Origin of the sequence: Kitasatospora sp. NPDC089913, assembly GCF_044748625.1 — a bacterium.
Classification (GTDB): domain Bacteria; phylum Actinomycetota; class Actinomycetes; order Streptomycetales; family Streptomycetaceae; genus Kitasatospora.
In genome coordinates, this window is sequence record NZ_JBIVGI010000003.1 from 158,469 (window position 1) to 179,009 (window position 20,541).

The 20,541-nt window shown below is 73.6% G+C and carries 13 protein-coding genes and 1 pseudogene; 8 read left to right on the plus strand and 6 right to left on the minus strand.

The genetic code is table 11. The features are described from left to right. The first annotated feature begins 117 nt into the window (after window positions 1–117). The 7 genes from ACIPYS_RS07265 to ACIPYS_RS07295 all read left to right on the plus strand — a co-directional run bounded on the left by ACIPYS_RS07265 (window position 118) and on the right by ACIPYS_RS07295 (window position 11,954). The gene (locus tag ACIPYS_RS07265; RefSeq protein WP_093863774.1) at window positions 118–1,131 is read left to right on the plus strand and encodes a LacI family DNA-binding transcriptional regulator; all 1,014 of its coding nucleotides are present in this window, start codon (window positions 118–120) and stop codon (window positions 1,129–1,131) included. 350 nt (window positions 1,132–1,481) lie between these two features. Further along, window positions 1,482–5,774 (plus strand): discoidin domain-containing protein, encoded by a 4,293-nt coding sequence (locus ACIPYS_RS07270; protein WP_400744302.1) that lies wholly within the window; start codon window positions 1,482–1,484, stop codon window positions 5,772–5,774. A 311-nt stretch (window positions 5,775–6,085) separates the two neighbouring features. Continuing rightward, on the plus strand, window positions 6,086–7,480 hold the full coding sequence (locus tag ACIPYS_RS07275) for an extracellular solute-binding protein (RefSeq protein ID WP_093863776.1): 1,395 nt from the start codon (window positions 6,086–6,088) through the stop codon (window positions 7,478–7,480). 122 nt (window positions 7,481–7,602) lie between these two features. Beyond that, on the plus strand, window positions 7,603–8,511 hold the full coding sequence (locus tag ACIPYS_RS07280; protein WP_231978071.1) for a carbohydrate ABC transporter permease: 909 nt from the start codon (window positions 7,603–7,605) through the stop codon (window positions 8,509–8,511). 8 nt (window positions 8,512–8,519) lie between these two features. Continuing rightward, window positions 8,520–9,389 carry a carbohydrate ABC transporter permease gene (locus ACIPYS_RS07285; protein WP_400744307.1) on the plus strand — a complete coding sequence of 290 codons (870 nt, stop codon included), beginning with the start codon at window positions 8,520–8,522 and terminating at the stop codon, window positions 9,387–9,389. Window positions 9,390–9,503: 114 nt separating this feature from the next. Then, window positions 9,504–11,117: a glycoside hydrolase family 13 protein gene (locus ACIPYS_RS07290; RefSeq protein ID WP_400744720.1), complete on the plus strand. Its 1,614-nt coding sequence runs from the start codon at window positions 9,504–9,506 to the stop codon at window positions 11,115–11,117. Between the two features lie 234 nt (window positions 11,118–11,351). Then, complete coding sequence (locus ACIPYS_RS07295) at window positions 11,352–11,954, plus strand: hypothetical protein (RefSeq protein ID WP_400744310.1); 603 nt, start codon at window positions 11,352–11,354, stop codon at window positions 11,952–11,954. A gap of 102 nt (window positions 11,955–12,056) precedes the next feature. Here ACIPYS_RS07295 and ACIPYS_RS07300 read toward each other — a convergent pair whose 3' ends face one another. The 5 genes from ACIPYS_RS07300 to ACIPYS_RS07320 form a co-directional block, all read right to left on the minus strand. Beyond that, window positions 12,057–12,800: a hypothetical protein gene (locus ACIPYS_RS07300; RefSeq protein WP_400744313.1), complete on the minus strand. Its 744-nt coding sequence runs from the start codon at window positions 12,798–12,800 to the stop codon at window positions 12,057–12,059. 141 nt (window positions 12,801–12,941) lie between these two features. Further along, window positions 12,942–13,991 (minus strand): NAD(P)-dependent alcohol dehydrogenase, encoded by a 1,050-nt coding sequence (locus tag ACIPYS_RS07305; protein WP_400744316.1) that lies wholly within the window; start codon window positions 13,989–13,991, stop codon window positions 12,942–12,944. Between the two features lie 169 nt (window positions 13,992–14,160). Beyond that, window positions 14,161–16,719 carry a beta-glucosidase gene (locus tag ACIPYS_RS07310; protein WP_400744722.1) on the minus strand — a complete coding sequence of 853 codons (2,559 nt, stop codon included), beginning with the start codon at window positions 16,717–16,719 and terminating at the stop codon, window positions 14,161–14,163. 42 nt (window positions 16,720–16,761) lie between these two features. Further along, entirely contained in the window at window positions 16,762–17,469 is a 708-nt protein-coding gene (locus tag ACIPYS_RS07315; RefSeq protein ID WP_400744319.1) for an alpha/beta fold hydrolase, read from the minus strand. A 117-nt stretch (window positions 17,470–17,586) separates the two neighbouring features. After that, window positions 17,587–18,864, minus strand: coding sequence for an MFS transporter (locus ACIPYS_RS07320; protein WP_231978074.1), 1,278 nt, complete (start codon window positions 18,862–18,864; stop codon window positions 17,587–17,589). A 155-nt stretch (window positions 18,865–19,019) separates the two neighbouring features. Here ACIPYS_RS07320 and ACIPYS_RS07325 point away from each other — a divergent pair, with 155 nt between their 5' ends. Then, window positions 19,020–20,081, plus strand: a complete 1,062-nt coding sequence (locus tag ACIPYS_RS07325; protein WP_400744324.1) for a LacI family DNA-binding transcriptional regulator — start codon at window positions 19,020–19,022, stop codon at window positions 20,079–20,081. 137 nt (window positions 20,082–20,218) lie between these two features. Here ACIPYS_RS07325 and ACIPYS_RS07330 read toward each other — a convergent pair. Continuing rightward, window positions 20,219–20,541: pseudogene (locus ACIPYS_RS07330) on the minus strand (hypothetical protein); the annotation flags it as partial.

Genomic DNA, 20,541 nt, shown 5'->3' on the forward strand with positions numbered 1-20,541 from the left:
CTGCGGGTCCTGCGGGTCCTGGGAGTCCTGGGTGTCCCGCGCGTTCCGCGCGTTCCGACGTAAACGGTCTTGCACAATGATGCAAGCCGTTTGCGTTCCTGCTCTAGACTCCCCGTCATGACGCGAAGACTTGCCGAGGTGGCCAAGAAGGTCGGTGTGAGCGAGGCGACGGTCAGCCGTGTGCTCAACGACAAGCCCGGCGTCTCGGACGCGACCCGGGCGGCGGTGCTGACCGCGCTGGACGTGCTCGGCTACGAGCGGCCCACCCAGCTGCGCGGGGAGCGGGCCAGGCTGGTCGGCCTCGTGCTGCCCGAGCTCCAGAACCCGATCTTCCCCGCCTTCGCCGAGGCCGTCGGCGGCGCCCTGTCCGGCCACGGGTTCACCCCGGTGCTCTGCACCCAGACCGCCGGCGGGGTGTCGGAGGCGGACTACGTCGACCTGCTGCTCGCCCAGCAGGTCTCCGGGGTGGTCTTCTTCGGCGGCCTCTACGCGCAGGGCGACGCCCCGCACGACCACTACGCCCGGCTGGCCGAGCGCAGCCTGCCGACGGTGCTGCTGAACGCGGCCGTCGACGACCTCGGCTTCCCCCGGGTCTCCTGCGACGACGCGGTCGCCGTCGAGCAGGCCTTCGGGCACCTGCGGCAGCTGGGGCACCGGCGGGTGGGTCTGGTGCTCGGTCCGGCCGACCACGTGCCGTCCCGGCGCAAGCTGGCCGCGGCCGGGGCCGCCGCCGAGCGGCTCGGCCTGGAGCTGCCGGACGACTGTGTCGAGCGGGCGCTGTTCTCCCTGGAGGGCGGGCAGGCCGCGACCACCCGACTGCTGCGCCGCGGGGTCACCGGCGTGGTCTGCGCGAGCGACCCGCTCGCCCTCGGCGCGATCCGGGCGGTGCGGCGCGCCGGGCTCACCGTGCCGCACGACGTCTCGGTGATCGGTTACGACGACTCCTCCTTCATGACCTGCACCGATCCGCCGCTGACCACCGTCCGGCAGCCGATCGACGCGATGGGCAGGGCCGTGGTGGAGCTGCTGGTCGGGGAGATCGGCGGGGTCCGGGTCACCCACGACGAGCTGCTGTTCGAGCCGGAGCTGGTGGTGCGGGGGTCGACCGCGCCGGCGCGCGGGCGCGACTGACACGAGGGCCCGGGCGGGAGCCGGGCGGGGAGCGGGCAGGACCGGGCGCGGGAGCGGGACAGCGGCGGGCACCTTCGGGTGCCCGCCGCATTTTCGTGTACCCACCGTGACCCGGTCCGTTGACATGCCCGTAGCCCCGCTGTAACTGTTGGATGCCACACCGCAAAAGTGCGACAGAACCTTGTCGTTTTCCTGATCGCGCTTTTCTGATCGCGCCCGTCGGGCTCTTCGACGCGGCCAGCTCCGTACAGCCCCCGGGCCGCCGCCGAGGACGCCGTCGGCCCGCCCCCCGGCCGGCCCACGCCCGGCCGGTCCACCGGTACCGGTATCGATCAGAGACAGAGGGACTCATGCACCTGACCCGTATCCTCCGACGACTGACGGCAGCGTCGGTCGCGGTGGGGATGCTCCTGCTCGGGGGGCCGGTCGCACCGGTCGCCCACGCGGCGGGCGGCCCCAACCTCGCGGCCGGCCGCACGGTCACCGCCAGCAGTGCCAACGGCCCGTACGTCGCGCGCAACGTCAACGACGGTGACCGGTCCAGCTATTGGGAGAGTGCCGGCAACGCGCTGCCGCAGTGGATCCAGGTCGACCTGGGCAGCGCGCTCAGTGTCGACCAGGTCGTGCTCGAACTCCCGGCCGGCTGGGAGAGCCGCACCGAGACGCTGACCCTGCTCGGCTCCACCGACGGCACCGGCTTCGCCACCGTGGTCGGCTCCGCCGCGCGGACCTTCGACCGGGCCGGCGGCAACGCCGTCCGGCTCGACTTCGGCGCCACCACCGCCCGCTACCTGCGGGTGCAGGTGACGGCCAACGACGTCTGGCCGGCCGCCCAGATCTCCGAGTTCGAGGTCTACGGCACCGCCACCGCCTCCAGTGACCTGCTCCGGGGGCGCCCGCTGACCGCCAGCAGCTCCACCGCGTCCTATCCCGCGGCCAACGCGGGCGACGGCGACCGGTCCAGCTACTGGGAGAGCGCCAACAACGCCTTCCCGCAGTGGATCCAGGGCGACCTGGGGGCGGCCGTCCCGGTGAGCCGGCTGGTGCTGGGCCTGCCCGTCGGCTGGGAGCGCCGCACCCAGACGCTGAAGGTCCAGGGCTCGACCGACGGCAGCGCCTTCACCGACCTGCTGCCCTCGGCGTCCTACACCTTCGACCCGCAGGGCGGGAACACCGCCGGCGTCGACCTGCCGACCGTGACCACCCGGTTCCTGCGGCTGCTGGTCACCGCCAACTCGGTCTGGCACGCCGCACAGTTGGCCTCCTTCGAGGTCTACGGCCCGAAGGGCGGCGACACCCGGGCGCCGAGCGCGCCGACCGGACTGGCGTACAGCCAGGCGGGGCCGGGGCAGATCCGGCTGAGCTGGCTGGCGTCCACCGACGACGTCGGTGTGACCGGCTACGACCTCTACGCGGACGGGCAGTTGCTGACCAGCGTGGGCGGTTCGGTGCTGTCGTACACCGACAGCCGCCCCGACAGCGCCACCGTCTCCTACTACGTCCGGGCCAAGGACGCGGCGGGCAACCAGTCGCCGAACAGCAACACCGTCACCCGCACCGGCCAGGGCGGTGACACCCGGGCGCCGAGCGCGCCGACCGGACTGGCGTACACCCGGCCGGGGCCGGGGCAGATCCGGCTGAGCTGGTCGGCGTCCACCGACGACGTCGGTGTGACCGGCTACGACCTCTACGCGGACGGGCAGTTGCTGACCAGCGTGGGCGGTTCGGTGCTGTCGTACACCGACAGCCGCCCCGACAGCGCCACCGTCTCCTACTACGTGAAGGCCAAGGACGCCGCCGGCAACCTCTCGGCCGCGAGCAACACCGTGACCCGGGCCGGCAGCACGGGCGGCACCAACCTGGCGGCGGGCCGCGCCATCACCGCCTCCTCCACCGTCCACACCTTCGTCGCCACCAACGCCAACGACAACGACGTCACCACCTACTGGGAGGGGGCCGGCGGCAGCTACCCGAGCGTGCTCACGGTGGCGCTGGGCGCGAACGCCGACACCGAGGCGGTCGTGCTGAAGCTCGACCCGTCGGCGGCCTGGTCCACCCGGACCCAGACCGTCGAGGTGCTGGGCCGGGAGCAGAGCGCCACGGCCTTCACCTCCCTGGTGGCGCCGAAGTCCTACACCTTCGACCAGCCGGGCGGGAACACCGTCACCGTCCCCGTGAGCGCCAGGGTGGCCGACGTCCAGCTGCGGATCACCGCCAACTCCGGTGCCCCGGCCGGGCAGGTCGCCGAGTTCCAGGTGGTCGGGCGGCCCGCGCCGAATCCGGACCTGGTGGTCACCGGTCTCACCGCGGCCCCGGCCGAACCGCTGGAGAGCGACCCGGTCACACTGTCGGCGACCGTGCGCAACGCCGGGCCCGCCCCCGCCGGACCGAGCGCCGTCACCTTCTACCTGGGCACCGCCAAGGCCGGCACCGCGCAGGTCGGGGCACTGGCCGCCGGCGCCTCCGCCACCGTCTCGGTACAGGCCGCTCCGCAGGCCGCGGGCAGCTACCCGCTCACCGCGAAGGCCGACGAGGCCAACGCCGTGATCGAGCAGGACGAGTCCAACAACAGCTGGACCGCTCCCGCCCCGCTCACCGTCCGCCCCGTCCCGGGCTCGGACCTGCTGGCGGCCCCGGTCGCCTGGTCGCCGTCCAACCCGGCCGCGGGCAACCCGGTGGACTTCACCGTGGCGATCCGCAACCAGGGCAGCAGCGCCTCGGCGGCCGGAGCCCACGGTGTCACGCTGACCGTCACCGACGCCGCCACCGGCGCCGTGGTGAAGACCCTGACCGGCTCGTACACCGGGGTGATCGCCCCGGGCACCACCACCGCCCCGGTGCGGCTCGGCAGTTGGACGGCGGGCAACGGCCGCTACACCGTGCGGACGGTGATCGCGCCGGATGCCGACGAGCCGGCCGTCAAGCAGGGCAACAACACCAGCACGCAGCAGCTCTACGTCGGCCGCGGCGCCAACCTGCCGTTCGACACCTACGAGGCCGAGGACGGCGTGCTGGCCGGCGGCGCGGCCGTGGTCGGGCCCAACCGCACCATCGGCGACCTCGCCGGCGAGGCGTCCGGGCGCCGCGCCGTGACGCTGGACCGCACCGGCGCCTCGGTGGAGTTCACGGCCAAGGCACCGACCAACACCCTGGTCACCCGCTTCTCCATCCCCGACTCGGCCTCCGGCGGCGGCACGGACGCCACCCTGGACGTGTACGTGGACGGCACCTTCCTCAAGTCCGTCGACCTCACCTCCCGGTACGCCTGGCTGTACGGCGCAGAGGCCTCGCCCGGCAACTCGCCCGCCGCGGGCAGCCCCCGGCACATCTACGACGAGGCGAACGTGCTGCTCGGGACGACCGTCCCGGCCGGGGCGAAGATCCGGCTGCAGAAGGACGCCGCCAACACCAGCAGCTACGCGATCGACTTCGTCGGGCTGGAGCAGGCGGTGCAGCAGCCGAACCCGGACCCGGCGAAGTACGCGGTGCCGGCCGGCTTCGGCCACCAGGACGTCCAGGACGCCCTGGACCGGGTGCGGATGGACACCACCGGGACCCTGGTCGGCGTCTACCTGCCCGCCGGCGACTACCGGACGGCGAGCAAGTTCCAGGTGTACGGCAAGCCGGTCAAGGTGATCGGCGCCGGACCGTGGTTCACCCGCTTCCGGGCCCCGGCCGACCAGTCCAACACGGACATCGGCTTCCGCGCCGAGGCGAGCGCCAACGGCTCGACCTTCGCCGGCTTCGCCTACTTCGGCAACTACACCTCGCGGATCGACGGCCCGGGCAAGGTGTTCGACTTCTCCAACGTCTCCGGGATCACCATCGACAACATCTGGGCCGAGCACATGGTCTGCCTGTACTGGGGCGCCAACACGGACTCGATGCGGATCACCAACTCCAGGATCCGCGACACCTTCGCCGACGGCGTCAACATGACCAACGGCTCGACCGACAACCTGGTCTCCAACAACGAGGCCAGGGCGACCGGCGACGACTCCTTCGCGCTGTTCTCGGCGATCGACGCCGGCGGCGCGGACGAGAAGAACAACGTCTACGAGAACCTCACCAGCATCCTCACCTGGCGCGCGGCCGGCATCGCCGTGTACGGCGGTTACGCCAACACCTTCCGCAACATCCACATCGCCGACACCCTCTGCTACGCCGGGGTGACCATCTCCTCGCTGGACTTCGGCTACCCGATGAACGGCTTCGGGACCGACCCGACCAACCTCCAGAACATCTCGATCGTCCGCGCCGGCGGCCACTTCTGGGGCGCGCAGACCTTCCCCGGGATCTGGGTCTTCTCGGCCTCCAAGAAGCTGCAGGGGATCCGGGTCAGCGACGTGGACATCGTCGACCCCACCTACAGCGGCATCATGTTCCAGACCAACTACAGCGGCGGACAGCCGCAGAACCCGGTCACCGACACGGTGTTCACCAACATCGCGATCAGCGGGGCCCGGCGCAGCGGTGACGCCTTCGACGCGAAGTCCGGTTTCGGCGTCTGGGCCAATGAGCTGCCCGAGCCCGGGCAGGGCCCGGCGGTCGGTGAGGTGACGTTCAATCACCTCACGATGAACGGCAACGCGGTCGACATCCGCAACACGACCCCCGGCTTCCGGATCATCGTCAACCCGTAGGACCCGTCACCCGTTCAGGACCCGTCGTCCACGGTTCGGGCAGGGCGGGCGCCCCGGTGCGCCCGCCCTGCCCGGGCTGCCCGCGTGCGGCTCGCATGGTCTTCTGCCCGCCCCCTTCTGCCCGCTCCCGGCCTCCGCAAGCCATCTGTCAGAAGTTTGCGAGTTTGCGTCGAGATATTGCGGACGGCGCTTGCGGACTGCTTAAGTGAGGCCACCGCCCGGCGATGCCCCTTCCGCCGAGGCACCCCCACCCGGAACCGCGGGGCCCGCGCGTCCCGCTCCGCCCCGCCGCTCGAAAGGGCCCACCACCCATGACCAGACACCCGCGTGTCCGCAGATCCCTCGCCGTGCTCGCCGCCGCCGGCCTCGCCCTCACCGCCGCGGCCTGCGGCAGCGGCTCCGACGGTGGCGCCGCCCCCGGAACCCCCGCCGCCGACGCGGCCGCGCCGCTGGACCCGGCGGCCGAGGTCACCATCTCGATCGACTGCCAACCGCCGGTCAACAAGCCCGCCGAGCGCAAGCAGTGGGCCGAGGACATCGAGGCGTTCCGGCGGCTCCACCCCAACATCACCGTCGACTCGAAGGACGGCTTCCCCTGCGAGGAGCCCGCCGCCTTCACCGCCCAGCTCAAGGGCCGGACCCAGACCGACCTCTTCTACAGCTACCTCACCGACCTCGACCAGGCCCTCGACGCCGACGCCGTCGAGGACATCTCGGCCTACGTGAACGAGAGTTCCGTCCCCGCGCTCAAGGACATCGACCCCTCCGTGCTCGCCACCCTCAAGGCGGACGGCAAGCTCTACGGCCTGCCCTTCTCCAACTACCGGATGGGCCTGATCTACAACCGCAAGCTCTTCCAGCAGGCCGGGCTCGACCCCGACAAGCCGCCGACGACCTGGGACGGCATCCGCGAGGCCGCCCGGCGGATCGCCGCCCTCGGCAACGGCGTCAACGGCTACGGCGACTACAGCGCCACCAACCAGGGCGGCTGGCACTACACCGCCGAGCTGTACGGCCTCGGCGGCACCATGACCACCCCGGACGGCAAGAAGGCCGCCTTCCGCACCCCCGAGGGCCGCCAGGTCCTGCAGAACCTGCACGACCTGCGCTGGACCGACAACGCCATGGGCGCCACCCAGGGCCTCAAGTGGCCGGACCTGATGACGCAGATGTCCACCGACAAGCTCGGCATGTACGTCGGCGCGCCGGACGACATCACGTACATGGTCCAGACCCTCAAGGGGAACTACGCCGACTACGGCATGGGCCCGATGCCCGGCGGGAAGGCGGCGCTGCTCGGGGGCAACGACTACCTGTTCAAGAAGGGACTCACCCCCGACCAGATCAAGGCCGGCATCGCCTGGATCGACTTCAAGTTCCTCACCGTCGGCAAGGGCCAGTTCGACTACGCCCGCACCAAGAACGACGGCCTGCCGGTCGGACTGCCCCAGCCCTCCTTCTTCACCGGCGCCAGCCTGGCCGCCGACAACGCGGCCAAGTCGGCCTCGGCGACCGTCCCGGTGGCCAACTACGCGCCCTACCTGGCCGCCCCGGTGCCCGGGAGGACCGAGCCCGCCAACGCCCAGCAGATCTACAAGATCCTCGACACCGCCGTCTCCGCAGTCCTCACCGACCGGGACGCCGACCTCGACAAGCTGCTGGCGACCGCCGCGAGCCAGGTCGACCAGGTGCTGGCCAACCTCTGACGACCGTCCGCCCGGCGGGCGCCCCGCAACTCCCTGAAGGGCCCCGAACGGCCCCGAAGCGCCTCGACCCGTCCCGACTCGCCCCGAAGCCCGCCGTCAGTCCGCCGTCAGGAGCCCACCCCTTGGCAGCCACCGCCCACCACCCCCGACCCGGCCGCCTGCGGCAGCGGGTCCGGCACCACCTCACCGCCCACGGGTTCCTGCTCGGCGCCCTGCTCTGCTTCGCCTGCTTCTCCTGGTACCCGATGCTCCGCGAGGTGGTGATGAGCTTCCAGCGGACCCGGCGCGGCCGCACCACCTGGGTCGGCCTGGAGAACTTCGAGCGCATCGTCCACGACCCGGCGTTCTGGCAGGCCTGGCGCAACACCCTGCTGTTCACCCTGCTCGCCCTGCTGCTCGGCTTCGCGGTGCCGTTCGTGGTCGCCCTGCTGCTCAACGAGCTGCGCGGCGCCCGGACGTACCTGCGGGTCCTGGTCTACCTGCCGGTGATGATGCCGCCGGTCGCCTCCGTGCTGCTCTTCAAGTACTTCTACGACCCCGGGCACGGCCTGTTCAACCGGATCCTCGAACTCCTCCACCTGCCGACCTCGGCCTGGCTGAACTCGGCCGACACCGCCATGGTCTCGGTGGTGCTCGCCGCCACCTGGATGAACATGGGCAGCGCCACCCTGGTCTACCTGGCCGCCCTGCAGAACATCCCCGGCGAGCTCTACGAGGCGGCCGAACTCGACGGCGCCGGCCTGTTCCGCCGGATCCGGCACGTCACGATCCCGCAGACCCGGCTGATCCTGTCCCTGCTCCTGCTGCTCCAGATCGTCGCCACCATGCAGGTCTTCGTCGAGCCCTACCTGCTCACCGGCGGCAACGGCCCCGAGGGCTCCACCACCACCGTGGTCCACCTCGTCTACCAGTACGCCTTCAACTTCAACAACTACGGCAGCGCCTCGGCGCTCGGCCTGGTCATGCTGCTCGTCCTCGCCGGTTTCTCCGCCCTCTACGCACGGCTCGCCCGTCGCACCGAACAGGACTGAGGCCGCCCATGCGCACCCTGATCTCCGACGTGCAGCTCAACCGGCCGCGCGGACGGCTGGTCCACCGGACCGTCCTCGTCGTGACCGTGGTGGGCTTCACCCTCGTCTTCCTCGGCCCGCTCTACTGGCTGGTGACCGGCGGCCTCAAATCGGCCCGCGAGGTCGTCCAGAGCCCGCCCACCCTCGTCCCGCACGAACTGCACCCCGGCACCTACGCGGAGGCGTGGCACCAACTGCGGCTCGGGCGACTGCTCTCCAACACCCTGCTCTACGCCCTCGGGGCGCTCGCCTTCCAACTGGTCTTCGACGTCGCCGCCGCGTACGCGCTCTCCAAGCTCCGCCCGCTCCTCGGCCGGCTGGTCCTCGGCATGATGCTGGCGACCCTGATGGTGCCGGCCGCCGTCCTGGTCGTCCCGCAGTACCTCACCGTGCTCGACCTGCCGGTGCTGCACGTCGACCTGATCGGCACCCCGTGGGCGATCTGGCTGCCGGCCGTGGCCAACGCCTTCAACATCTTCCTCCTGAAACGGTTCTTCGACTCGATACCGGACGAGCTGCTGGCGGCCGCCGCGATCGACGGCGCCGGCCCGCTGCGGACCCTGTGGTCGGTCGTGCTGCCGGTGTCCCGGCCGATCCTCGGCGTGGTCTCGATCTTCGCCGTGGTCAGCGTGTGGAAGGACTTCCTCTGGCCGCTGCTCGTGCTGCCCGACCCGCGCGACCAGCCGCTCAACACCGGCATCAACTCGCTCTCGCTGGGCGTCCCGCAGAACGTCCTGATCGCCGCCCTGGCCATCGCCTCGGCGCCCACGATCGTGTTCTTCCTGATCTTCCAGCGCAACATCATGGCCGGCCTCACCACCGGCAGCCTCAAGGGCTGACCCACCCCGACCCCGAAGGAGGGCCCCGTGGCCCAGCAGCCCGAGTCCGTGCCCGAGTCCGCGTCCGTGCCGTCGTCCGTGCCGTCGTCCGAGTCCGTGCCCGAGTCCGCGTCCGTGCCCGAGCCCGAGTCCGTGCCGTCGGCCGTCCCGTGGTGGCGCGACGCGGCCGTCTACCAGGTCTACCCGCGCAGCTTCGCGGACGGCGACGGCGACGGCGTCGGGGATCTCGCGGGCATCCGCGCCCGGCTGCCGCACCTCGCCCGGCTCGGCGTGGACGCCGTCTGGTTCAACCCCTGGTACCCGTCCCCGCAGAAGGACGGCGGCTACGACATCACCGACTACCGCGCCGTCGACCCCGTGCTCGGCACCCTCGACGAGGCCGAGAAGCTCATCGCCGAAGCTGCCGGCCTGGGCCTGCACACGATCGTCGACATCGTCCCCAACCACGTCTCCGACCGGCACCCGTGGTTCCGCGCCGCCCTCGCCGCCCCGCCCGGCAGCCCCGAACGCGAGCGCTTCCACTTCCGCGACGGCCGCGGCGAGCACGGCCGGCTCCCGCCCAACAACTGGCGGTCGGAGTTCGGCGGCCTCCCCTGGACCAGGACCGCGGACGGCCAGTGGTACCTGCACCTCTTCGCCGCCGAGCAGCCCGACCTCAACTGGGACCACCCCGAGGTGCGCGCCGAGCACGAGGCCGTCCTGCGGTTCTGGTTCGACCGCGGCGCCGCCGGCGTGCGGATCGACTCCGCCGGACTGCTGGTCAAGGACCCGGACCTGCCCGACCTCACCCCCGAAGGCCCGCACCCCTACGTCGACCGTGACGACCTGCACCCGGTCTACCGCTCCTGGCGCGCCGTCGCCGACTCCTACCACCCGCCGCGGGCCCTGATCGGCGAGGTGTGGGTCCCCGACGCCGAACGGTTCGCCCGCTACCTGCGCCCCGACGAACTCCACACCGCCTTCAACTTCGACTTCCTCGCCCGCCCCTGGGACGCGACCGCGTTGCGCGCGTCGATCGACAGCACGCTCGCCGCGCACGAGCCGGTCGAGGCCCCCGCCACCTGGGTGCTCGCCAACCACGACGTCACCCGGACGGCCACCCGCTACGGGCGCGCCGACACCCGGTTCGACTTCGCCGCGAAGGCCTTCGGCACCCCGACCGACCTCGCCCTCGGCCGCCGCCGGGCCCGTGCCGCCGCGCTGCTCACCCTGGCCCTGCCCGGATCGGTCTACCTCTACCAGGGCGAGGAGCTCGGCCTGCCGGAGGTCGAGGACCTGCCCCCGGACCGGCTCCGCGACCCGATGCACCACCGCTCCGGCGGCACCGACCCCGGCCGCGACGGCTGCCGGGTCCCGCTGCCCTGGTCCGGGGACCGCCCCCCGTACGGCTTCTCCACCGCCCCCGGCGCCGCCGAACCCTGGCTGCCGCAGCCCGCCGACTGGACGGCGCTCACCGTCGAGGCCCAGACCGGCGACCCGGACTCGATGCTGGAGCTCTACCGCACCGCCCTGCGCCTGCGCCGCACCGCGATCACCGGCGGCCTCCGGTGGCGGCCCGCCCCCGAGGGCGTGCTCGCCTTCGACCGCGGCATCGGCTTCACCTGCCTGGTCAACCTCTCCCCGCAGCCGGTCCCGATCGACACCCCCGGCGAACTCCTGCTCCGCAGCGGTCCCTTGACCGATGGCCGGCTGCCGTCGGACACGGCGTTGTGGCTGGGGCGGGCCTGAGGCTGCGCCCGGAGGCTTGCCCGCGGGCACGGTGACGGCCCGTGACGGCATCCGTCGGGCCCCGAGGGCGTCGGCCCGCCACCGGAGGGTCTGGTTCCGGTCAAGCTTGACGGTTCACGTCTCTCGCACCGGACGCACACATGATCTTTGCGTAGGGTGATCGCGTTCCACCCCGGGCCCGCCCCGTGCGGGCCGCACCACCTCCGCCCTCACCAGCATTGGAGCGCAACGCCCATGGCCGTCCGCCAGTTGTGGAAGCACCTGATATCCGCCGCGGCCCGCAGGGGGCTCGCCGCCACCGTGGGCACGCTCGCGCTGATCGCCGCCTTCGTCGTGGGCGGCACCGCCGCGGGAACCTCCGCCGCCTCGGCCGCTACCTCCGGGTGGGGCGGACCGGGCACCTGGGCCTGCGGCGGCGCGCCGATCCAGTCCGGCTGGGTCCTCACCCTCTACGACCGCAACGGGTGCAGCGGCCGGGGCTCCTGGTACCAGGAGCCGGTCAAGGACGGCATCTGGACCTGCTCCGGCTCGCCCGTCGTCCCCGGGTACGTCATTACCGACCACACCACCACCGGCTGTTCGGGCATCGGCTCGTGGCGGCACAACCTGCCGAAGGACGGCATCTGGACCTGCAGCGGCTCGCCGGTGGTCAACGGGTACGTCCTCACCGACCACACCACCACCGGCTGCGGCGGCGCCGGATCCTGGCGCCACAACCTCGCCCGGGTCGGCCTCTGGACCTGCCCCTACTCGCCGATCCCGGCCGGGTTCCGCGCCGCGACCTACAACGCCGGCGGGTGCAGCGGCCTGGGCGCCTGGGCGCTCGTCAAGGCCTGACCGGACCGCCCCTCCGGGCGCCCCGGCCGGACCGGCACCACGATGCCCGTCCGGCCGGGGCCGCGCGCCCGGTCGGGGCCCGCAGCCGCCCGACGACCGTGGCTACCCGAGGGCCCGCGCCAGGTCCTCCGCCTCGCGCAACTGCGCGACGCCCAGGCGCCGCAGGCCCACCAGCAGGCGGGCGGTGTCGGCCACCTCGGCCGGCGGCACGGGCGGCTGCCCGGACAGCGGCACGCCCAGCAGCGCCGCGAGCTCGGGTGCCGGCCACGCCAGCACCGTCGCGAAGTCGACCAGCAGGTCGGGCGTCACCGGCTGCTCGCCGGTGGCGATCCGCCCGTAGGCGTCGGCCATCCAGGAGCGGCCGGTCAGCAGGCGGAAGACCTTCGCCGTGCCCGTCCAGCCGAGGTTGCGCACGGCGACCAGTCGCATCAGCAGGTTGCCGGGCTGCGCCGACCGGGGCAGCCGGGCCGGCAGCCCCTCGATCCGGGCGCCCTGGGACGACGGTGGCGACGGCGGCAACGCGGCCACGAAGTCCAGGAGTTCGCCCCGCCGTTCGGCGGGCAGAGCCCGGCAGAGCCGCAGCACGCCGACGACCGAGGTGGTGACCATGCCCCCGCCCGGTGCGAGGTCCGGCGGCAGCGGGACGTCCGCGATCTCGAACAGGTCCGCCGGGTCCAGCCCGAGCGCCGGTGCGAGGTCCCGCAGCAGGGGTCCGTCCGGCGTCGCACCGGCCAGGACGGCGGCCGACGCCGGTCCGTCGGCACGCGCGGCGGCCGGGGCGGACTCCGGCCCGCGGTGGTCCAGGAGCCGTTGCAGCAGGACGGTGAAGGAGGGGAGCTCGGACATGCCGCCAGCATAGGGCGGCCCGACCCACCCCGATGACCTGCACCGGACGGGACCGACCGCGACCGATCGGGGCGGACGGGCGCCGTGGTCGCAGCCGCGCTCCCCGCGTCCGCCGCCGACGGCTCCGCCGCCCCTGCTGCTTCAGAGTGTCGCGGCGTCGATGACGAAGCGGTAGCGGACGTCACCGGCGAGCAGCCGGTCGTAGGCCTCGTTCACCTGCTCCGCGCGGATCGTCTCGATCTCGGCCGCCACCCCGTGCGCGGCGCAGAAGTCCAGCATCTCCTGGGTCTCCGCGATACCGCCGATGCCCGAACTGCTCATGCTGCGGCGGCGCCCGCTGAGCGACTGGAGGTGGACCTGCACCGGCTCCTCGGGCAGGCCGAGGTTGACCATCGCGCCGTCGGTGCGCAGCAGCCCGAAGTACGCGGAGAAGTCGATCGGGGCGGAGACGGTGTTGAGCACCAGGTCGAAGGTGCGCGCGAGTTCCTCGAAGGTCGCCGGGTCCGAGGTGGCGCGGTAGTCGTCGGCGCCGAGGCGCAGGCCGTCCTCCCGCTTGCGCAGCGACTGGGAGAGCACGGTCACCTCGGCACCGAGCGCGTGGGCGAGCTGCACGCCCATGTGGCCGAGCCCGCCGAGCCCGACCACCGCGACCCTGCGGCCGGGGCCGGCCTTCCAGTGGCGCAGCGGCGAGTAGGTGGTGATGCCCGCGCACAGCAGGGGCGCGGCCACGTCCAGCGCCAGGGCGTCCGGCACCCGCACCACGAAGTGCTCGTCGACGACGACCTCCTGCGAGTAACCGCCGTAGGTGGGCTGCCCGTCCTTGCCGACGGCGTTGTACGTCCAGACCGGTACTTCGGCGCAGTACTGTTCCAGACCGGCCCGGCAGTCGTCGCAGACCCGGCAGGAGTCGACCATGCAGCCGACGCCGACCCGGTCGCCGACCCGGTGGCGGGTGACCCCGGGGCCGACCTCGCGGACGATGCCGGTGATCTCGTGCCCGGGCACCATCGGGAAGATCTCCCCGCCCCAGCCGGCCCGGACCTGGTGCAGGTCGGAGTGGCAGATGCCGGCGTAGGCGATGGCGATCCGCACGTCGCGTTCGCGGACGGCGCGGCGCTCGACGGTCGTGCGCTCCAGCGGGGCCTTGGGGGCGGGGGCCGCGTAGGCGGTCACGGTGGTCGTGGTGCTCATGGCGGTTCGTTGCCTCTCGGTCGGGCGGTCGGCACTGCTCCCATCGTCGCGGAGCGCACCGGTGCGAACCAGTCGGCGCACCGCCCGGCCCTGGAATGCCCCGGCCCGAACTCCCGGCCCCGGACGGCCCGGCCCGCGTGCGGGGCGCACACGGGCCGGGCCGCGCCGGTCATGCCGACGGCACCACCAGGGCCACCGTGAGGGGACGGTCCCCGGCGTGCGGGCCTGCCTCGACGAGGTGGACGCCCGGGTCGGTGCGCCAGGCGCGGGCCGAGGTGTCCCAGCTCTGGACGGCCCTGAGCGGCACCGCGATCCGCGCGGTCGCGACGGCGCCGGGGGCGGCCTCGACCACCGCGAAGCCCGCCAGCCGGCGGTCCGGGCGGCTGCGGTCGGACCCGTCGGTGCCCAGGTAGACCTGGACCACCTCCCGGCCGGTCCGCGCCCCGGTGTTGCGCACCCGGACGGCGACCTCGGCCAGGACGTCCGGGGTCGCGCCCTCCGCGCCCTCCGCGCCTGCCGCGCCGGTCGCGCCCTCCGCGCCGTCCACCAGCCGGACCTCCAGGCCCTCGTAGGACCAGTCGGTGTAGCCCCGGCCGGCGCCGAACCAGTACGCGGGGGCGGCGCCGGCCCGGCGCTGCCAGGCCCGGTAGCCGATGAACAGTCCCTCGCTGTACTCCAGCCGGCCGTCGGTCGGGACCACCTCCCACACCGGGCTGTCAGCCTCCTCGGCGGGCCAGGTGGTGGGCAGCCGGCCGCCCGGCTCGACCGTGCCGAGCAGCACGTCGGCCAGCGCCTCGCCGGCCTGTTGGCCGGGGAACCAGCAGAGCAGCACGGCGGCGACGGACTCGCGCCACGGCATCAGCACCGGGGCGCCGGCGTTGACCACCACCACGGTGCGCGGGTTGGCGGCCGCGACCCGGGCGACCAGTTCGTCCTGGCGGCCCGGGAGCCGCAGGCCGTCCCGGTCCACGCCCTCGCTCTCCACCTCCTCGGTGGTGCCGACCACGACGACCGCGACCTCGGCCGCGCGGGCCGCCTCGACGGCGCGCTCGATCAGCTCGTCCGGGGAGACGGTCGGCTCGGCGTGGCCGAGCGCGAAGGAGACCAGGCCGAAGCCGGCGAACTCGCCTGTCTCCGGCATGGTGCAGGTCAGCGTGACCGCCGTCCGGCCGCCCTCGGGGAGCTCCACCTCGAAGCGGCGCTCCGGGGGATTGAGGAACGCGGCGGCCGGGTCCTCGCCCTCGGGCAGCAGCACCCCGTCGAACAGCACCTCGCAGTCCGCCTCCAGGGTGAACCGGCCGACGCCGCGCACGGCCAGCAGGTGCCGCCCGGCCGGCCCGGCCGGCGTGGCGCCGGTCAGCCGGACGGCGGCGAGGTCGCCGAAGGAGACGCCGCCGGGGAGCGAGCCCAGCCAGCGGACGCTGCCGTCGGTGAGGGCGGCGGTGCCGAGGACGGTGCCGTCGGTGCCCAGGAGGTCGGCGGTGCAGGGGAAGGCCGCAGCGGGGACGAAGGTCCGCGGGTCGGCGCCGGTCTCGTGGACCAGTGCGGTGTCCGCGCCGAGCGCGGCGCGCAGGCCGTCCAGCGGGCCGACGATCCGGGTGGGGAAGACCTGCGCACTGCCGCCGCCGCCGATCCGGGCCTCGGTCGCGGCCGCCCCGATCAGGGCCAGCGAGGCGGGCGCCGGGTCCAGCGGCAGCACACCGCCCTCGTTGCGCAGCAGGACGAAGGAGCGGGCCGCGAGCTCGCGCACCAGGGCCTCGCCGTCCACCGGCGGGGGCAGTTCCCCGGCCGGGACGGCCGCGGGCGCGCCGGCCAGCAGCCCGACCCGGGCGGCCAGCCGCAGCACGTTGCGGGCCAGCCCGTTCACGGCGGACTCGGGCACCAGGCCCTCCCGGACGGCCGCGACCAGGTGCTCGCCGTAGACGGTGGCCGGGCCCGGCATCGCGATGTCGAGCCCGCCGAGCGCGGAGCGGACGGTGTCGCGGGCGCCGGTCCAGTCGGAGACCAGGACGCCGTCGAAGCCCCACTCCTCGCGCAGGACGGTGAGGTTGAGCGCGGTGTGCTCGCTCATGCTCGTGCCGTTGACGGCGTTGTAGGCGGCCATCAGGCCCCACGGGTGGGCCTTGCGCACGATGGTCTCGAAGGGCGCCAGGTACAGCTCGCGCAGGGTGCGCTCGTCGGCCCGCACGTCGACGGTGTAGCGGTCGGTCTCGGAGTCGTTGGCGACGAAGTGCTTGGGCGTGGTGGCCACGCCGCCGTCCTGGACGCCGCACACCAGGGCGGCGCCGATCTCGCCGGTGAGCAGCGGGTCCTCCGAGTAGCACTCGAAGTGGCGCCCGCCGCGGGGGCTGCGGTGCAGGTTGACGGTGGGTGCGAGCACCACGTGGGCGCCCTTGCGCCGGGCCTCCTGGGCCAGCAGCCGGCCGGCCCGTCGGGCGAGGTCGACGTCCCAGGTGGCGGCGAGCGCGGTGGGCGAGGGCAGGGCGACGGACGGGTCGTCGGCCGTCCAGTGCTCGCCGCGGACGCCGGCCGGGCCGTCGGACATCACCAGGCGGCCGAGGCCGATCTCCTCGTTGGCCGGCAGTGACCACATGTCGGCGCCGGCGAGCAGGGCCACCTTGGCGGGCAGGTCCAGCCGGGCGAGCGCGGCCTCGACGGCCGCCTCGCGGCGGGCGTCGGCGGGAGCGCGGTCGGTGCGAGCGGGCGTGCGGTCGGTGTCGCCGGTCATGTCGCCGGTCATGTCGCTGTTCTCCTCATGGTTGTGCACGGCTCAGATCCACCCGTCCAGCGCGGCCAGGAAGCCCTCGTGGTCGTCCCGGTGGACGGTGTGCCCGGCCCCCGGCACGGTGCGGACCTCGAGACCGCGCGCCCGAAGGAGCGCGGCGTCGGCCGGACCCAGCAGCATGCTTCCGTCGGCCAGGACCACCAGCGAGGGCACGGCGGGCGCCTCCGGCAGGCCGGAGTGCTGGCCGGCGAGGGCGAGCGCGGAGTCCGGGTCCCAGGCGGCGAGGGTGGCGAGCTCCACCTCGATGTCGGCCTGTTCCCAGCGCGGGTTGAGGGCGGCGATCTGCTCGGCGGTGGCGTGCCGGAACTCCACGAACACCGCCGGGTCCAGGCCCTCGGCGAGGGCGAACTGCCAGGCGGGGTCGACGTACACGGCGCGGGCCGGCTTCAGCCGTTCCACCGCGCGCAGCAGCGAGATGCCGCCGAGCGAGTGGCCGACCGCCAGCTCGATCCCGGTGGGCAGGGTGTCCACGAGGTCCTGGGCGTAGGCGTCGAGGTCGTAGCGCTCCCGGGGGGTCGCGCCGGTGCCCCGGGGGCTGAGCCCGTGGCCGCGCTGGTCCACCGCGACGACGCGGTAGCCGCGTTCGGCCAGGGCCGGTCCGACCCGGCGCCAGGTGCGGTGGTCGGACATGATGCCGTGCACCAGCACGGCCAGGCGGTCTCCGGTTCCCCATTCCTGGGTGTGCAACCTCACGGATCCACAGCCTTTCTGACGTTCAGTCACTTGCTTGCGAGGGTGGTGGTGCGAGGTGGTGCGGGGGTGGTTCCGGGTGCCGGCCGCGCCCGAGGGGGCCGGGTGCCGGGCGCCGGGTCAGCGGACGCCGCGGATCGGGCGGACCGCCAGTGCGCCGGCGACCGCGAGCACGGCGCCGAGCGAGAACAGGGGGGTGTAGCCGCCCAGGCCGACCACGGCGGAGGCGACGAAGGGGGCGACGATCTGCGGCCCGGCGTTGGCGACGTTGAGCACGCCCAGGTCGCGGGCGGCGTCCTCGGCGCTGGGCAGGACCATGGTGACCAGCGCGGTGTCCACGGCCATGAAGCAGCCGAAGGCGAGTCCGTTGACGGCCGAGAACACGATCATGCCGGGCCAGGTCGGGCTGAGCACCGGGATCAGCAGCGCCGCCGCGGAGAGCGCGGCGGACGCGGCGACGAACGGCTTGCGCCGGTCCAGGCGGTCCGAGAGCACTCCGCCGGCGACCGTGGAGACGGCCATCGCGACGGCCGAGACGGGGGTGAGGATCGCGATCGCGTCCTCGGGCCGCAGCCCGGCCGGCAGGTCGATGTGGTCCTGGAGGATGTAGAGCTGGTAGCCGACCACGGCGAAGTAGCCCAGGACCAGCAGGGCCCGGCCGATGAACGCCCAGCGGAAGTCCCGCACGCGGAGCACGCCGAGGAAGGCGGCGGCCTGGTCGCGCAGTGGCACGGCCGTCCGGGCGGGCATCCGCCGCTCGCGGGCGAGTCCGCTGAACAGCGCGGCGGCCAGGGCCACCAGCAGCCCGAGGACCAGGTAGCCGGTGCGGAGGTGGTCGGCGAACGCGGAGGCGAGCAGGACGCCGAGGGTGGAGCCGAGCGGCAGGCCGAGGCCGACGGCGGCGGAGGCGGTGCCCCGGCGCGCCGCGGGGACGCGGTCGGGCACCACGGAGGTGATCGCGGCCTGGTAGAAGTTCATCGCCGCCTGGCCGAGGCACCAGGCGACACAGACCAGCAGTACCGAGTCGACGCTGCCGAGCAGGGCCATCGTGGCGACCGCGGCCAGCCCGCCGCCCAGGATCCAGGGGTTGCGGCGGCCGGAGCGGTCGGACAGCGCGCCCGCGAGCGGGTTGAACAGGGTGGCGAGGACCGCGGCCACGCCACTGACCAGGCCGAGGTTGGCGACCTTGGCGGCTGGGTCGAGGTGCTCGATCTGCAGGGGCAGCAGCACGCTGCCGACGCCGATGTAGAGCGCGTACATCGCGGTGTTGCCGGTCAGGAGCAGGGGGAGCAGGCCGCGGGTGGGGGCCGCGGGGCTGTCGGCGGTGATCGCGGGGTGGTCGGCGGTGGTGGCTCTTCGGGTGTCCTGCGGTACGTCGCGGTCGGGGGAAAGGGCCACGGTGCCCTCCAGAAGACGTGCCCGGCTGGGGTGGGGGTGCCGAGCGATGGACCGAAATGTGAGGTTACACGTGTAACGCTTACTCGTGTAACCAGATGTTTAGCAGGGCGTTCCCGCCCTGGGCCAGGCCCGGCCGTGAAAAGATTCGAACCGTTATGAACAGCGACCCCACCGATCCCGCCGCCCCGCCGCCGCCCGCCGTCCCACCCGCCGCCCCTCCCACCAGCGCGGACGTCGCGCGGCTGGCCGGCGTCTCCCGGGCCACGGTCTCCTTCGTCCTCAACAACACGCCCGGCGGCCGGGTCGGTGAGCAGACCAGGGCCAGGGTGCTGGCCGCCGCCGACCGCCTCGGCTACGTGCCGCACGCCGGCGCCCGGTCCCTCCGGGCCGGCCGCACCGGCCTGATCCTGATGGCCGGTTCCACGGTGCCGATCGGCCCGTTGTTCAGCGGCTTCTACCGGGAGTTCCAGGACGCCCTGCTGCCGCGCGGCTACACCGGCGTGCTGCTCGGCACCACCCTGGGCAGCGGCGACGACGCGGCCCGCGCCTGGGCCGAACTGCGGCCCACCGCGGTGGTCTGTCTCACGCCCGGGCTCACCGCCGAAGGCGTGCGGATCCTGCTGCGCTCCGGCACCCGGGCGGTGTTCACCCTCGGCCCCGAGCCGGTGCCCGGCGCGCACGCGCTGATCATGGACCAGGTCGAGGTGGGTCTCTGCGCCGCGACCCACCTGCTGGAGCGCGGGCGTCGGCGGATCGGAGTGGTGGTCCCGGCCGACCCCGCGTTGGCACCGTTCAGCGGCGCCCGGCTGGCCGGCGTGCGTGCCGCCGTCGCGGCGGCGGGCGGTGGGCCGTCGGACGGCGGGGCGGTCGAGCCGCTGTCACTGGAGTACACCGAGGAGTCGGCCGCCGCCCTGGTCGCGCGGTGCCGTGAGCTCTCCCTGGACGGCCTGTTCGGCTACAACGACGAGTACGCGATGCTCGCCCTGCGGGCGCTCCAGGACGCCGGGCTCGACGTCCCCGGCGAGATCGCCCTGGTCGGTGCGGACGACCTGCTGCTGGGCCGGCTGCTGCGGCCGCGGCTGACCTCGGTGCGGATGCGGTTGCCGGGCGGCGGCCACCTCGCCGACCTGGTCGACCGCGCGCTGACCGACCCCGGGTCCGCCCTGGTCAGCCAGGACCTGATGACCGTGGAACTGGTGGCCCGCGACTCCTCCTGAGGACCGTCGCTGGGCGGACGCGCGGCAGCCCCGTCGGGCGGGGCACCGGGGCCGGACGCCCCGGGTGGGTGCGCCCCGGTCGAGGCGCGCCCACCCGGTACGTCCGGCCGCAGGTGGCTACCGGTGGCGGCGGCGGGTCACACCTTCCGGATGGAGTAGGCGATGCCGGTGCCGGCGCAGGAGCCGCTGTTGAACGAGCCGCTGATCACCCAGCCCGCCGGGACGGGCGACTGGGAGCACACGGTGATCGAGGTCTGGGTGGTGATCTTCACCAGGGTGTAGGCGATCCCGGTGCCGGTGCAGCTGCTGTTGTTGTAGGCGCCGGTGACGACCCAGCCGCCGGGGATCGGCGACTGCGAGCACACGGTCAGGGAGGTCTGGTTGGCGGAGTTCACCAGGGTGTAGCCGACGCCGGTGCCGACACAGCTGCCGTTGTTGTAGGCACCGGTGATGACCCAGC